This window comes from Acinetobacter johnsonii (assembly GCF_048551975.1).
GTDB lineage: Bacteria > Pseudomonadota > Gammaproteobacteria > Pseudomonadales > Moraxellaceae > Acinetobacter > Acinetobacter johnsonii_A.
The window spans coordinates 60,597-74,949 of sequence record NZ_JBIMCF010000008.1 but is presented as its reverse complement, the minus strand read 5'-3'; the positions used below and the strand labels follow the sequence as shown (position 1 = coordinate 74,949).

Below are 14,353 nucleotides of genomic sequence, written 5' to 3'. Positions count from 1 at the left end.
TATGACTTATGCAGTTTTTGCCAGCGTTTGACTGCTTGAAGTTTCAAAGGTGTTCACAAAACTTTGTGTATCAGACACCCAACCAAAAAAGGTTTTGATGTTATAGAGACTTGCTTCTTGCACCTCGATAGGCCCAGCTTGATAGCACGCATCTTTAAGAGCGATTCCAAAATACTCCAAGAAAAAACCATCCCTCAAAGTTGACTCGACACAGACATTGGTCGCAATACCCACAAAAACTAAATTTCGGATTCCTCGCACCCGCAACATACTGTCCAACGCAGTATTAAAGAATCCACTATAGCGAGGCTTTTCTATAACTAAATCTTGTGGTTCAGGCTTGAGTGCATCAATCAACTCAAAATCCCAACCACCTTTTGCCAGTAGTTTTCCCTGCAGCTCTGGATTGTTGCGCATGGTTTTTAAAGCATTCGACTTATGGAAGTTTGGTGAATCACCCCCTCCTGCTTCACGGTACTGGTCATCCCAACCATTTTTAAAGTAAATCACCTGAATGCCAGCTGCATGTGCAGCAGTAATGGTTTTTTGAATGTTTTCAACCACAGGTTTGGTTTTAGATACATCAAACCCGGCCAAGTCCAAATAGCCACCTACTGAGGTATAGGCATTTTGCATATCAATCACAATCAATGCCGTGTGTTCAGGTGCTAAAGCAATATGTTCAGGTTCTGCTTTTAATGTTTTTGCTTGCAGACTTTGTTTAGTAAATTCTGCACAGACTATAGATTCATTCATGCGCTTTTCTCCAAAACAACGCGTGGTGCATCCGCTTCAACCACGATATGTTCACGGCATTTCATCAAAGGTTGTATACGCTGACCAAAGTCTTCGACCCCTTGTACAAAGTCATCAAAGGTAAGCAAAATACCTTCAGTCCCCTGAATTTCACTAATTTCATCCAACATTTGTGCAACATGTTCAAACGAACCGACTAAAGTTCCCATATTGATATTCACAGGCGAAACCGAAGATGCCATTTGGCGAATATTGGTATCTGTTCCAGATTTGGTATCTTTACCACCTTGGTTCATTAGCCAATTAATCGCCTCCATATCCGCACCAGCGTTATATGTTTGCCATTTCGCATGCGCCTCTTCATCTGTTTCTGCAACAATCACCATAAACAGCACATAGGTTTGTACATCACGCCCTGTTTTATCGGTTTGCTGTTTTAAACGCGCATTGATTTCTGCATAGGCAGTCGGTGTATTTAGCCCTTTACCGAAAACAAAGTTGTAATCGGCATATTTGGCAGAAAATTCAAGCCCTGTATCAGACTGGCCCGCGCAAATAATTTTCATATCCGCTTGTGGACGTGGGCTCACACGGCAGTCCTGCATAGTAAAATGCTCTCCTTTAAAATCTGAACGACCTGTCGCCCAGAGTTCTCGTAGAATTTCTACATATTCAGAAAGATATTCATAACGCTGTGCAAAATATTCATCTCCTGGCCACATCCCCATTTGTGTATATTCGGGTGCTTGCCAGCCTGTCACGACATTTAAACCAAAACGACCATTTGAAATGGAATCAATGGTTGATGCCATACGTGCCACAATTGCAGGCGGCATCACCAACGTCGCTGCTGTTGCATAGATTTGGATTTTACTGGTCACCGCAGCGAGGCCAGCCATCAAAGTAAATGTTTCTAGGTTATGATCCCAAAACTCTGTTTTCCCGCCAAAGCCACGCAGTTTGATCATCGACAAAGCAAAGTCAAAACCATAATGCTCAGCACGTTGAACAATTTTTTTATTTAGTTCAAATGAAGGCATGTACTGTGGCGCGGTTTCCGAAAGCAGCCAGCCATTATTTCCAATCGGGCAAAATACACCTATTTTCATCTCGTTTATCCTCTACACTTATTTCATTATTTGCAGAACTTCAAAGGCTAAATAGAGCAAAACTTTTGACCTTTAGTTTGATAAAAATATATTTGCACAAGGCATGCCAACTATTATTTATTATTATTTTTCAATATATTAAATATTTTTACTTAATTTTATTTTTTACCAAAAAGTAAAATTGGTTTTGATTTTATGCACTATCTCTGTGAGGCGTGATCAATGATTGTGCGGTAAGTGATCCAAACTAGAATTTTTATATTTTTAGCCTAAATAAAAAAGGTGTATAGATTTCAGAACCTATACACCTTCACTTTATAAAGCCAAATTAAACAATCGATAATCTAAACTAAAATTTCCTGCCCTGTTAAAAAGCCCAACATTTCCTTATTCATCAGTACTGTTTCGGTTACAGTCGCTGCATGAGCGCCCTGCTTTAAAAGAGTCAACTGTGCATGGGGAAACAACCCTTTTAGGTTTTGTGAGCGTTGGTAAGGCACAAGGAAATCATCTTGGTTCGCAATCAAATGCATCGGTATATTCTGCAAAGCGGCTCGTATCTCCTCGCTCAGTTGAAAGTTCATTAAAGCACTTAACCGTCGCAATACATTTTCATGAGGTGGAAACTTTTGAATTTGCAACTGTTCTTGTTTTTGAATACTTTCTATATTTGCTGAAATCCAAGCTGGTGGATATAAAAACAAAGCCTGTGCTTTGACATAAGCCTCAGTGCCTGCACATGTTAAAAGATTAATTCGGGTTTCAAAGCATCTATAGGTATGCGCATCTAACGTGTCCCAACCATTTAAAATCGTGATTGATAACATCTGATACTCGCTCGATTGGCACAAGTAGGCCAACTCCGCACCAATAAAACCACCCAGTGCATGGCCGATAAAATGAAAGCGTTGAATATGTTGTTGTTTTAAAATCTGCAAAAGCTGCTGCCCCAAATCGCGTATGCAATAATCTGGTTTTAATAATGTACTGTTTTCATGGCAACCTTCTTGATCGTAAGTTAAGACATGAAATTTAGTTTGTAGGTCTTGAATTTGTGGCTGCCAAAACTGCGCATGTCCACCTAAACCCGACGACAAAACCACATATTCGGCATCTTCGATATGGGATGGAAAAATTTATACATTCATCTCAAAGTTTACTTATTGGTCAAAAATATTATCTAGCAATAATTATGCCTTTTAATAAATGTTTGTATTTTTTAAATTTATAATGAATTTTTTAAAAGCTCTGTAGTTATGATTTTAATGTTCCCTATATGATAAAATATTCAAAGCTTATTATAAATAATCATAAAGAATGAGTTTTTGATTTAAAAAATCGGCTTAAATTATATAAATATCGAGAACTTAACTGACATTTTGAATAACTAATTTTCATGTAAACATTCAGTATATATAACTTTAGCTAATATTTTATTTCACTAAAAGCCATGCATATTGGACTTGAAAAGACAGCATTATGAACGGCTTGGTTTTATACTAAGCGCACAGTTGTTTTGTTTTATGAGTAGGTTTTAAATGAACACAGGACTTGAAATAACGTCTATGCGCGACTCTGCTGAAGTTGTTGTGAGTATTTTAAAATCTCTAGCCAATACTGATCGTTTATTAATTTTGTGTCATTTGTCGCAACAAGAACTTAATGTTTCTCAAATTGAAGAAATTACTGACATCAAACAGCCGACTCTTTCTCAACAATTAATGATGTTACGTAAAAGTGATGTGGTAAATACGCGCCGTGATGGTAAGCAAATTTATTACTCCATTAAAGATGAACGCATGATTGAAGTTTTAAATACTTTGTATAGCTTGTACTGCCCAAAACCACATCTCTAAACCAAATCACTTCTATATTTTGTGTGCTATGAAAACGAATGCTAAGACTTCTTAGCATTTTTTATGCATAATATATGTAAATTTGTGATTTAGATTTTTTTATGTCTGATTGGAACCGTCGTCTAAGCCATTATCTACCCGCATGGCAATGGCTCAAGAACTATGACACGCCTACGTTTAAGTCAGATTTACCTGCATCTTTTATCGTCATTGCCATGTTGGTTCCTCAAGGCATGGCCTATGCCATGTTGGCAGGCTTACCGCCAATCACTGGGCTCTATGCCAGCATTATCCCAATGATTATTTATGCCATCATTGGTGGCAGTCCGACACTTTCTATTGGTCCTGTTGCCATCATTTCGATGATGACCTTTGCGACTTTGAGCTCGATGTTTGAAGTTGGTTCACCTGTTTATATACAAGCGGCATGCTTATTAGCACTAATGGTCGGTATCATTTCCCTGCTGTTGGGTTTATTTCGGTTTGGTTTCCTCATCCAACTGATTAGCCACCCCGTCATCCAAAGTTTCATTATTGCATCTGCTTTGCTGATTGCGTTGGGTCAGTTGAAGTTTATTGTCGATCTACCTTTGAAAGCCAATAATATCCCCGAGTTTGTGGTAAGTGTTTGGCAATACATCAGTTTGACTCATATAGGTACGCTGCTTTTTGGACTGTGCGCAATCGTATTTTTAATTTATGTACCAAAGCTGCTGAATACTAATACCTTAAAAGGTTGGTTCGGATCGACCACATTACTTTCGCGTACCATTCCTTTATTTTTAGTGGTTGCCTCGATTGCCTTGGTCTATTTTTTCCAACTGCAAAAGCTTGGAATCAAAACGGTCGGAATCATTCCATCTGGTATGCCCCCACTCGATATGCCATATTGGAACTGGACTTTAGTTCTGCAACTTTTGCCAGGCGCAACCATGATCGCGATGATCAGTTTTGTTGAATCACTTTCCATTGCTCAAGCCACTGCTTTACAAAACCGAAGTCAACTCAATAGCAACCAAGAACTTATCGCTTTAGGATTAGCCAATATCAGTGCCGGTTTCAGTTCCGCCTTTCCTGTAACAGGCAGCCTTTCTCGTACTGTCGTAAATGCAGATGCAGGCGCTCAGACCCCTATGGCTGGCGTCCTATCTTCGCTGTTGATTATTGTAGTGAGCTTATACTTTACCGGTTTTTTTCAGGACCTTCCTTTAGCTATTTTGGCTGCAACGATTATCGTCTCGATATGGAAACTTGTGGACTTTAAACCCTTCATCGAAGCATGGAAGTATTCCAAAGCAGATGGTATCGCGATGTGGATTACCTTTTTTGGTGTTGTCTGTATCGATATTTCAACCGGCCTGATCATTGGCATGATCTCAACCTTTATTTTGTTGCTTTGGCGGATTAGTCGGCCACATATTGCTGTGATTGGCTTGGTCGAGGGGACACAACATTTTCGCAATGTTGAACGCCATCAAGTTCAAACAACGGCACAAGTACTGTCAATGCGTATAGATGAAAGCCTAACCTTCTTAAATGCTAATATATTGAAAGGCGAGCTGATCAATGCTGTGAGCAAACACCCTGAGTTAGCTCATGTTGTTATTAATTGCTCCAGTGTGAGTAGTATCGACTTGAGTGCTTTAGAAATGCTAGAAGATATTAATCTAGAATTGGCCAAGCAAAACATTCAACTGCATTTGTCCGAAGTTAAAGGCCCTGTGATGGACCGCCTGCAAAGTTCAAAATTATTGAAACATTTGAGTGGAAATGTCTTTTTAACTCATTATCAAGCCATTCAGACCCTTTCACCTCAACTGCTTAAAACTTCATAAGAGACCGAATGTCTGCTTGCACTTTTTCAATATAATGAGAAATATCAAGCAGGCATTTATGATAAAAATCCATTAAATATGTCATTTTTATGAATTAAAATGAATAATAAAAACTGAAATTACAACAACTTAATTTTTATATTTAAATATTTTTCAGTCAATTAGTAAATTAGGTATAAAATGGCGCACTTAAAATCCGTATTTTGTCCTCGTAATTTCAACAAGGCGCCTCTATGTTTTCTGTTTTAGCGCGAATGAGTCTAGTTACTCGAATTATTATTGCCATTATTTTGGGTATTGGTGTAGCCCTTGTTTTCCCAGGCGTTGCACCTTATTTGAGCCTGCTAGGCGACTTATTTATTAAAGCGTTAAAATCTGTCGCGCCTGTACTTGTATTTGTCTTGGTTCTTGCTTCTATTGCAAATTTTAAAGTAGGTCATAGTGCGAATCTACGTCCTATCATCATCATGTATGCAGTGGGTATGCTACTGGCTGCTTTTTCAGCAGTTGCTGTCAGCATCGCTTTCCCAAGTACTTTGTTCTTAAATTTACCTGCAAATACTGACTTACAACCACCAAGTAGCTTGATTGAAATCTTTAAGAACCTGCTGCTGAGCTTTATTGCTAACCCTGTAACTGCCATTAGTGAAGCAAACTTCATTGGTATTTTGGCGTGGGCTGTAGCCTTGGGTACTGCATTCCGTCATGCCAAAGACTCAACCAAAGACTTACTCAATGATACTGCACACGCAGTAAATAGCGTGATTCGTTTGGTGATTAACTTTGCGCCTATCGGTATTTTCGGTCTAGTGGCGGTAACCTTTGCAGAAACAGGTTTAAGCACATTAGCAAGCTATGCACACTTATTGGCGATCTTAATCGGCACAATGGTTTTCGTTGCCTTAGTCATCAACCCGCTTATGGTTGCTGTGGTAACACGTAGCAATCCATATCCTTTGGTATTTCAGTGTTTACGTGAAAGTGGTATCACTGCTTTCTTCACGCGTAGTTCTGCTGCGAACATTCCTGTGAACTTAGATCTTGCAAAACGTTTGGGTGTGGCTGAATCTACAGCGAGTGTAGCCATTCCACTCGGTGCGACCATCAACATGGCCGGTGCCTCAGTGACTATTACTGTTCTTACACTGGCAGCAGTCAATACACTAGGTCTTAATGTTGACTTTACCACTATGATGATTTTATCCGTGCTTGCAACAGTTTCAGCTTGTGGTGCTTCTGGTGTTGCAGGTGGTTCTTTGCTGTTGATCCCTGTTGCGTGTGGACTGTTTGGTATTTCATCTGATATTTCAATGCAAGTCGTTGCAATTGGTATGGTGATTAGCGTACTACAAGACTCTACTGAAACCGCGTTGAACTCATCAACTGACGTGTTATTTACTGCAGCAGTTGACCGCGCTTCAAAATAATATATTGTAGAATCAGTATATTATTTCTTTTTGAAGTTATGCCATTTCAACACTTACCACTTTGGATTCAAATGGGGGCATTCTTTCTTGCAGTCAATGCAGGAATGATTAATGTCTTAGGACTGGTGACTGTTTTACACCAGTCTGTTTCCCATATGACTGGTAATGTAAGTGTTTTGGCGATGTCGCTTGTACATTGGCAACCCGAAAGCATTTTATATTTGCTATTAGTAACGCTCTGCTATGTCATCGGTTCATTTTATAGCGGTGTAATTTTGGGAAATAGTCACTTTCGATTGGGACGCCGCTATGGCGTACCACTCAGTTTAGTGGCTTTTTTTATTTTTCTGTGTTGGTTCTTTCTACCTTATTTTCCACGTTATGCTTTACTCTGGGCCTGTGTCGCAATGGGTGTGCAAAATGCCATGGTGAGCCATTATAAAGGCACTATCATTCGCACTACACATTTATCGGGTGTCCTTACCGATCTCGGCTTAGCCCTTGGTTATCGAGTGCGCGGACTCGTGGTTGAGCGTCGGCGCGTAGTTTTACAACTTTTGATTTTAAGTGGCTTTTTGATCGGCGGACTCTGTGCAAGTTGGATGTATCCCTATTTAAAACTCAATTCTTTTTTAGTTCCAACAGCATTAAGCTTGATCCTTAGTGTTGTATATTGGATCATTTACTTTCGTTATCGTCGTTTTTAAACGCAGTTGTGGAATTCGCTATGGTAAAAAATGCATTACAGGCTCAGTTACTCAAAGCCGGTTTAGTTGACAACAAAAAGGCCAAAAAACTTTCTAAACAAGCAGTGCATGAGCAAAGAACAGGTCAAAGCAGTGAAGCGGAGATCAAGGCAAAAATTGCACAAAACAAACAGCAAAAACAGGCCAAAGATCAAGCGATTGAACTTGAGAAGAAAACGATATTGCAAGAAAAAGAGCTCAAAGCCACGATCATTCAAATGATCACGCAGCATAAAATCCGGGATACCGATGGTGACGTGGCCTATCAGTTTATTGACGATGGCAAAATCAAAAAACAATATATCAATCAACAAATCTATAATGCCTTGGTTGCTGGTAGCCTCGTGATTGCACGTGATCATGAAAGTTATGCCTTCTTACCTAAAACTTTAGCTGATCGTATTAATGCCAAACTTGAAGGCTTTATTATTGTAAATACTTCAGAGAAAAATGAAGCAGTCACCGATGAGGAAGATCCATATGCTGCGTACGTGATTCCTGATGATCTCATGTGGTAATTTGAACCATCAGAAGCTTCCATATTGGAAGCTTCGTTGTTTCCTAGTTCATTATAAAACTAATTTACCATTCCACTGCTCTGACATATCCCGACCATCAACAATTTATGCTTCATGACATTCAAATATCGATTTAAAAAATAAATCTACGAGAGTAAATAAACAAGTCGTTGAAAACATGTATAAACTTAGTGACACAATTTGCTTAATTCGTATAGCTGATTACACTATTTACAGTGTTTTAATCATAAGAAGATCGCATTTTGGATAATTTTCATTTTATACAGAGTTTAAAAGACTGGTCAGACCAGTATCCTTGGATCGAAATGTTGACAGGATTCTGCATACTCATTCTAGTGACTATACTGGCGTATATTATTGCCAAGCATGTTGTCGTTCGTGGTATTCGGCATCTCATCACTAAGCTAAAATTTGCTAATCACGACATTATGTCGCAGCATAGCGTGATTCGTCGAGTTGCCAACATTGTCCCAGCAATCGTCATTATGAATGGTATCGTCACCGTTCCTCACCTGTCTGCCAAAATAATCAGCTTTGTTCAAATGGCGGCTCAGGCCTTTATTTTCTTAACCATTGCGCTTGCGATTGGTGAATTACTGAATATATTCAATTTGGTTTATCAACGTAATCCAAAGTCTAGAAATAAGCCCATCAAAGGCTATTTACAGCTGATCAAACTTATTATTTTCATCGTTTGTGGCTTGATGATCTTAGGAACTTTCCTGAAAAAAGATGTCTTCACCTTGCTAGCGGGCTTCGGTGCTATGGCAGCAGTGCTGATGTTGGTCTTCCAAAACACCATTTTGTCTTTGGTGGCTTCTGTTCAGATTTCATCCTATGACATGGTTCGCATTGGGGATTGGATTGAAATGCCATCTCTGAATGCAGACGGTGATGTCATTGATATGTCATTACATACCATCACCGTACAAAACTTTGATAAAACCTTTACCACGATTCCAACCAACAAATTGGTCACTGATACTTTTAAAAACTGGCGTGGTATGTCACAGGCAGGCGTACGTCGTATCAAACGCTCACTTTATATTGATCAAAGTAGCGTTCACTTTATGTCTGAAGCAGAACAAAGCAAACTTAAAAAGTTCTTATTATTAGACCAATATCTGGATCACAAAAGTACAGAGCTGATTCAGTTTAATCAGAAACTGAGCAATACATCTCCTTGTAATCAGCGACGTTTAACCAATATTGGGACCTTCCGTGCGTATGTTGAGCTGTACCTTAATCAGCATCCCAACATTTCAAAACAACAGTCTTTAATCGTACGTCAGTTACAACCGACTGAAAAAGGCTTGCCACTTGAAATTTATGCATTTAGCAATCAAATTGCGTGGAAAGATTATGAAGCGATTCAGTCGGATATTTTCGACCATTTAATTGCCATTCTTCCTGAATTTGGTCTCAAAATTTACCAAGCACCATCGGGATATGACATGCAAATCGCAATGTCAAACCCGTAATTTTTCACTTTGGATATGCTAAAACTACTGCAGTTTTGGCATATCGAAAGTCTTAAAAATGCAAAATAAGCATTTTAATATATATTCAAAACTACCTAATTAATAATAAAAATTATCAAAAAACATAGCATTAGAATTCTTGCATTAGTCAAAATTTAAACAGCCCAAAGCTACATTTTATAAGGTTTTAGCCAATTCAAAAATTATGTAAAACGATACTTTCGCAAGAGCTTTATTAGTTCTGAAGTAAATAAGTTATTTATAATGTGTATTATGTAAGTTAATTATGTGAAATATACTTCAATATCACAATACCAACCTTTTCTCTTCATTAAATTAGCCACTCCTTTTCACTTTATAAGACTTTCTAAAATGAATACTTTAAATAAATCTTTATGTGCCACCCTTTTAGCTGTCACAGCGGCATCTTCTTTTGAAGCAGAAACTCAAGCTGCTGTTGCTACTGAAAATGCAGCACCTGCTTCAGAAGCTGCGGCATCTGATGGGGTTGCGACATCATAAGTTCAAGCAAACTAATGCTTTAAGCATCTTGGGGGATTCATTTGGTTGAATTCCCTTTTATCACGCTTCTCTATATCAGACTTTTATATCTATTCATCTACCTTTCATGCTATCAATACTGCTACAACATCGTTTAGCCTCTGGCAATTTACACAGACGACTGAGGTATTTTCATGCTAAAATTTTCAAATTCTGCTTATTTATAAAACAAGTCATTAACTCATAAATGACTTATTTTTTTGAAGGTTTTATTCATGTTCAAATGGTTTGAAAAACGTGTTGATCCCTATCCAGACGAAGGTTTAAATCAACCTTTACCGACCACGTTCTTTCCGTTTGTATGGCAGGCCGCTAAAGGTGTGCGTGGCTATTTGTTGATCTTGGTTTTATTCACGGCTGGTGCTGCCAGCTTTGAAGCTTTGTTCTACGCCAAAATTGGTGACTTAGTGAATTGGCTCAGTAAAAGCCAGCCAGAAACATTTTTATCGGAACATGGTTCAAACTTAGCCCTTCTATCCTGTATTTTATTAGCCAATATTTTATTTGCCAGTTTACAGTCGATTATTAAACACCAAATATTATTTAGTAATTTTCCTATGCGTCTGCGCTGGCGCTTTCATAATTTACTACTGAAGCAAAGTCTCGACTTTTTTCACAATGACTTTGCAGGACGCCTCTCCGCAAAAGTCATGCAAACCGCACTGGCAATACGTGAGTTTTGGGTTATTTTAGGTGACATGTTGGCATATGTGCTCATTTATTTTGTCACGGTCAATTTGGTACTTGCCACTATTTCCCCCCTCCTAATATTACCGTTACTGGTCTGGTTAGCGTTGTTTATCTGCGCAGCGTATTACTTCATCCCGCGTTTGAGCAAAGTTTCAAATGAACAGGCCGATGCCCGAGCTGTGATGACTGGCCGTGTTACCGATGCCTACACCAATATTCAGACAGTGAAGCTTTTTGCTCATGCAGGACGTGAAAGTTTATATGCCAAAGCCTCGATGCAAGAGTTCATGGTCACCGTCTATAAACAAATGCGTTTAGGTGCTAAATATGAAATCAGCATCCTGTTTTTAAACGTAGTACTGTACGCGGGTGTATTGGGCACTGCGGTTTGGTTATGGATGAATGGGCGAGTTGAACTCGGTGTTATTGCTGCTGCAACGGCTATGATTTTAAAACTGAGCAGTATCGCAGAATTTATCATGTGGCAAACCTCAGCACTTTTTGAAAGTGTCGGCACTATTCAAGATGGCATGAAAACTCTAAGTCGTTCAATCACGATCCAAGACAAACCTGATGCCAAAGATCTTGCGGTTAAACAAGGTGTGATTGAATTTAAAGACGTAACTTTCGCGTATAACAGTAAAAATGTCATCGACAATTTAAACCTACGCATCCAAGCTGGTGAAAAAATTGGGATCGTAGGTCGCTCTGGTGCAGGAAAATCAACACTGATTCAACTATTGCTACATTTTTATCAATTGAATCAGGGTGAAATTTTAATTGATGGACAGAATATTGAAGATGTCACCCAAGATAGCTTACGTCGTAATATTGCCTTAGTGACTCAAGACACCTCCCTGCTACACCGTAGTGTCGTAGAAAATATCAAATATGGCCGCCCCAATGCCAGTGATGAAGAAATGTATGCTGCTGTACGTAAAGCCAAAGCTGAAGAGTTTATTCCTCAGCTGACTGACTTACGTGGCAAATCAGGTTATGAAGCTTATGTTGGTGAACGAGGGGTGAAACTTTCAGGCGGTCAACGCCAGCGTATCGCCATTGCTCGTGTGTTCTTAAAAGATGCACCAATCTTAATTTTAGATGAAGCCACCAGTGCCCTAGACTCAGAAGTTGAAGCTGCAATTCAATCTAGCCTTGATGACTTAATGCAAGATAAAACGGTGATTGCAATTGCGCATCGTCTTTCAACCATTGCTCAAATGGATCGTTTGATTGTGCTTGATGAAGGTCGTATTGCAGAACAAGGGACACATCAAGAATTGATTCAAAAAAATGGTATCTATGCGCACCTTTGGCAGCGTCAAACAGGTGGGTTTTTAACGGAACAACATCCGATTAAAAAGAAAGAAGCCTAATTTTTCTTTCCATTTTCAGTACGTTTAGATCATTATCTCAATGATTTTAGCATGCTGATTTTGAAAAGATTTTACTTAATTTTTACCATCATTTGCTAAGCGTTGTTTTTTATCAAGAGTCTTATATTTTTGCTCATAAATTTATGATATTTATAATATCGTTCCACTAAATCAAAAATGTAAAGGATACTGAATTGATATAGGCTCGGAACATATTGTCCAACAATATGCTCCATGAATTTGAAATATTCATGCCAATATAACTTCAGTCAGAAAAGAAAGAAAAATGCAATGGATTGCGCATGAAAACAGTTTCACTTCGCCAAGATCAAGGAATTCCTGGGGTTTATGGCTTATTGTTGTTAGATGTTGTGTCTCGTTGGGGCTATAATGCAGAGACGCTATTTTCCCCTTTTCAACTCACGAGTGAACAACTCGCAGAGCCTGAGTTCCGCATACCTGTTCATACTGCCAATGAACTTGTGAAGTTGGCCAGCCGTCTCACTGGTGAGCCCACGCTTGGCTACCATCTAGGCACGCAAATGCGTATTTCAATTCATGGTTTCATTGGCTATGCCATTATGACAACTCATGATATTGGCGAAGCCTTGGTACTTGCTAACCGTTTTATTCAACTGCGCATGCCTTTTTTGCAGCTTTTCTTTTCCACCTTTGGCGAAAAAGCAACTTTACAATTACGCTGTGATGTCGATATAGAACCGTTGCGTACCGATATTGCGATCAGTATTATTTTTGGCATTGTTTCTATGAATAAGGCGCTCACTGGCATTGAAAATCTGGCTGGGGAAATTGATTTCGATTTTCCAGAACCCGAAGGCTTTGATCGCTATTGTGCAAAGCTACCTAACCATAGTGTTCGCTTTGATCAACCGCATTTACTTTTGAGTTTTGATAAGCATTATCTCGGCTTTAAAATGGCCAATGCTGACCCACTTGCAAGCCAAATAGCCATTAATCAATGTGAAGCTGAGCTCTCAGCCATGGGCGAACGCCGAAGATTATCGATGCGTGTACGTGACATTTTGACGCGCTCAGAACAACACTATTTAAGCATCGAGCATGTGGCTGACCTCTTACACATGTCTGATCGCACACTGAAACGCCAACTGGCTGCTGAAAGCATATCTTTTTCTACTATTGTGGATGAAGTGCGTTACCGTCATGCTACGTCACTTTTGTCACGTACAGACTATAGCTTAGAGCAAATTGCGGACGAACTGGGATATAGTGATGTGGCAAATTTCAGCCGAGCCTTTAAGCGTTGGAGTGGACGCAGCCCGAGTAATTGGCGTAAAGATCCGTATTTATAGATCTTTTGTTTTGATAGAAAAGCATGTATAAATCATGCGAAAAATGATTTTTGTATTTTAAGGAGTTATTCATGAATCATCCTTCAGAATTGAAGTATGCAAGTACACATGAATGGGTGCGTATTGAAGGTGATCTTGTTGTAACTGGTATTTCAGACCATGCACAGGATGCCTTAGGCGATTTAGTCTACGTTGAAACACCAGAAGTTGGTCAACAAATCACTGCGGGTGAACAAGCGGGTGTGGTTGAATCTGTAAAAACGGCTTCTGATATTCATGCACCGGTTTCTGGCATCGTAGTAGAAATCAATGCCAATTTGGAAGATGATCCTGACTTCGTCAATGATGACCCTTATGGTAAAGGTTGGATTTATAAAATCAAACCAGACAATATCGCAGATGTAGAACAACTCCTTTCAAGCACAGCCTATGAAGCGGGTCTATAAGCTTAGTATTTATACTTACGGCTCAAAAAATCAGTTTTCGGACTGATTTTTTTGCATCTATTCTCTTATTTTAATAAATTAACTCAACATTTACATATTCATCTCGCTTTAACACCAGAATTTATTACTATAATTATACTTTTCACGTGCATTATCTTATAATTTGATTGTTTCAATTTCACAGCCGAGACCTAGCTTCT

Annotated in this window: 13 protein-coding genes; 10 read left to right on the top strand and 3 right to left on the bottom strand. The window is 39.0% G+C overall.

All coding sequences use genetic code 11. From position 1 onward, the window contains the following. Positions 1-6: 6 nt before the first annotated feature. The 3 genes from rutB to rutD form a co-directional block, all read right to left on the bottom strand. Positions 7-756, bottom strand: a complete 750-nt coding sequence (gene rutB, locus ACG9ZB_RS08640) for a pyrimidine utilization protein B (RefSeq protein ID WP_419325359.1) — start codon at positions 754-756, stop codon at positions 7-9. Further along, entirely contained in the window at positions 753-1,865 is a 1,113-nt protein-coding gene (gene rutA / locus ACG9ZB_RS08635; RefSeq protein ID WP_419325358.1) for a pyrimidine utilization protein A, read from the bottom strand. Before rutA ends, rutB begins: the two co-directional genes overlap by 4 nt. 344 nt (positions 1,866-2,209) lie before the next feature. Continuing rightward, positions 2,210-3,001: a pyrimidine utilization protein D gene (gene rutD / locus ACG9ZB_RS08630; RefSeq protein ID WP_419325394.1), complete on the bottom strand. Its 792-nt coding sequence runs from the start codon at positions 2,999-3,001 to the stop codon at positions 2,210-2,212. 402 nt (positions 3,002-3,403) lie between these two features. Between rutD and ACG9ZB_RS08625 the strand changes: the two genes are divergently transcribed. The 10 genes from ACG9ZB_RS08625 (at position 3,404) to gcvH (ending at position 14,153) form a co-directional block, all read left to right on the top strand. Then, on the top strand, positions 3,404-3,721 hold the full coding sequence (locus ACG9ZB_RS08625; protein ID WP_234304918.1) for an ArsR/SmtB family transcription factor: 318 nt from the start codon (positions 3,404-3,406) through the stop codon (positions 3,719-3,721). 101 nt (positions 3,722-3,822) lie between these two features. Then, entirely contained in the window at positions 3,823-5,556 is a 1,734-nt protein-coding gene (locus tag ACG9ZB_RS08620; RefSeq protein ID WP_419325357.1) for a SulP family inorganic anion transporter, read from the top strand. A 233-nt stretch (positions 5,557-5,789) separates the two neighbouring features. After that, positions 5,790-6,983, top strand: a complete 1,194-nt coding sequence (gene sstT / locus ACG9ZB_RS08615) for a serine/threonine transporter SstT (RefSeq protein WP_419325356.1) — start codon at positions 5,790-5,792, stop codon at positions 6,981-6,983. Positions 6,984-7,021: 38 nt separating this feature from the next. Next, on the top strand, positions 7,022-7,690 hold the full coding sequence (locus ACG9ZB_RS08610; RefSeq protein ID WP_419325355.1) for a YoaK family protein: 669 nt from the start codon (positions 7,022-7,024) through the stop codon (positions 7,688-7,690). Between the two features lie 20 nt (positions 7,691-7,710). Next, the gene (locus tag ACG9ZB_RS08605) at positions 7,711-8,247 is read left to right on the top strand and encodes a DUF2058 domain-containing protein (protein ID WP_419325354.1); all 537 of its coding nucleotides are present in this window, start codon (positions 7,711-7,713) and stop codon (positions 8,245-8,247) included. A 263-nt stretch (positions 8,248-8,510) separates the two neighbouring features. Then, positions 8,511-9,749, top strand: coding sequence for a mechanosensitive ion channel family protein (locus tag ACG9ZB_RS08600; protein WP_419325353.1), 1,239 nt, complete (start codon positions 8,511-8,513; stop codon positions 9,747-9,749). Positions 9,750-10,121: 372 nt separating this feature from the next. Further along, positions 10,122-10,271, top strand: coding sequence for a hypothetical protein (locus ACG9ZB_RS08595; protein ID WP_419325352.1), 150 nt, complete (start codon positions 10,122-10,124; stop codon positions 10,269-10,271). Positions 10,272-10,525: 254 nt separating this feature from the next. Then, positions 10,526-12,376, top strand: coding sequence for an ABC transporter ATP-binding protein (locus tag ACG9ZB_RS08590; protein WP_419325351.1), 1,851 nt, complete (start codon positions 10,526-10,528; stop codon positions 12,374-12,376). 302 nt (positions 12,377-12,678) lie between these two features. Further along, entirely contained in the window at positions 12,679-13,707 is a 1,029-nt protein-coding gene (locus tag ACG9ZB_RS08585) for a helix-turn-helix domain-containing protein (protein ID WP_419325350.1), read from the top strand. A gap of 71 nt (positions 13,708-13,778) precedes the next feature. Then, complete coding sequence (gcvH, locus tag ACG9ZB_RS08580; protein WP_183176077.1) at positions 13,779-14,153, top strand: glycine cleavage system protein GcvH; 375 nt, start codon at positions 13,779-13,781, stop codon at positions 14,151-14,153. Positions 14,154-14,353: the final 200 nt, after the last annotated feature.

Excerpts from the sequence above, each read along its gene's own strand:
- ACG9ZB_RS08590 (WP_419325351.1), top strand. The coding sequence starts at position 10,526 with ATGTTCAAATGGTTTGAAAAACGTGTTGATCCCTATCCAGACGAAGGT.
- ACG9ZB_RS08595 (WP_419325352.1), top strand. The coding sequence starts at position 10,122 with ATGAATACTTTAAATAAATCTTTATGTGCCACCCTTTTAGCTGTCACA.
- ACG9ZB_RS08620 (WP_419325357.1), top strand. The coding sequence starts at position 3,823 with ATGTCTGATTGGAACCGTCGTCTAAGCCATTATCTACCCGCATGGCAA.
- ACG9ZB_RS08605 (WP_419325354.1), top strand. The coding sequence starts at position 7,711 with ATGGTAAAAAATGCATTACAGGCTCAGTTACTCAAAGCCGGTTTAGTT.
- ACG9ZB_RS08585 (WP_419325350.1), top strand. The coding sequence starts at position 12,679 with ATGAAAACAGTTTCACTTCGCCAAGATCAAGGAATTCCTGGGGTTTAT.
- sstT (WP_419325356.1), top strand. The coding sequence starts at position 5,790 with ATGTTTTCTGTTTTAGCGCGAATGAGTCTAGTTACTCGAATTATTATT.
- gcvH (WP_183176077.1), top strand. The coding sequence starts at position 13,779 with ATGAATCATCCTTCAGAATTGAAGTATGCAAGTACACATGAATGGGTG.
- ACG9ZB_RS08625 (WP_234304918.1), top strand. The coding sequence starts at position 3,404 with ATGAACACAGGACTTGAAATAACGTCTATGCGCGACTCTGCTGAAGTT.
- rutA (WP_419325358.1), bottom strand. The coding sequence starts at position 1,865 with ATGAAAATAGGTGTATTTTGCCCGATTGGAAATAATGGCTGGCTGCTT.
- ACG9ZB_RS08610 (WP_419325355.1), top strand. The coding sequence starts at position 7,022 with ATGCCATTTCAACACTTACCACTTTGGATTCAAATGGGGGCATTCTTT.
- rutB (WP_419325359.1), bottom strand. The coding sequence starts at position 756 with ATGAATGAATCTATAGTCTGTGCAGAATTTACTAAACAAAGTCTGCAA.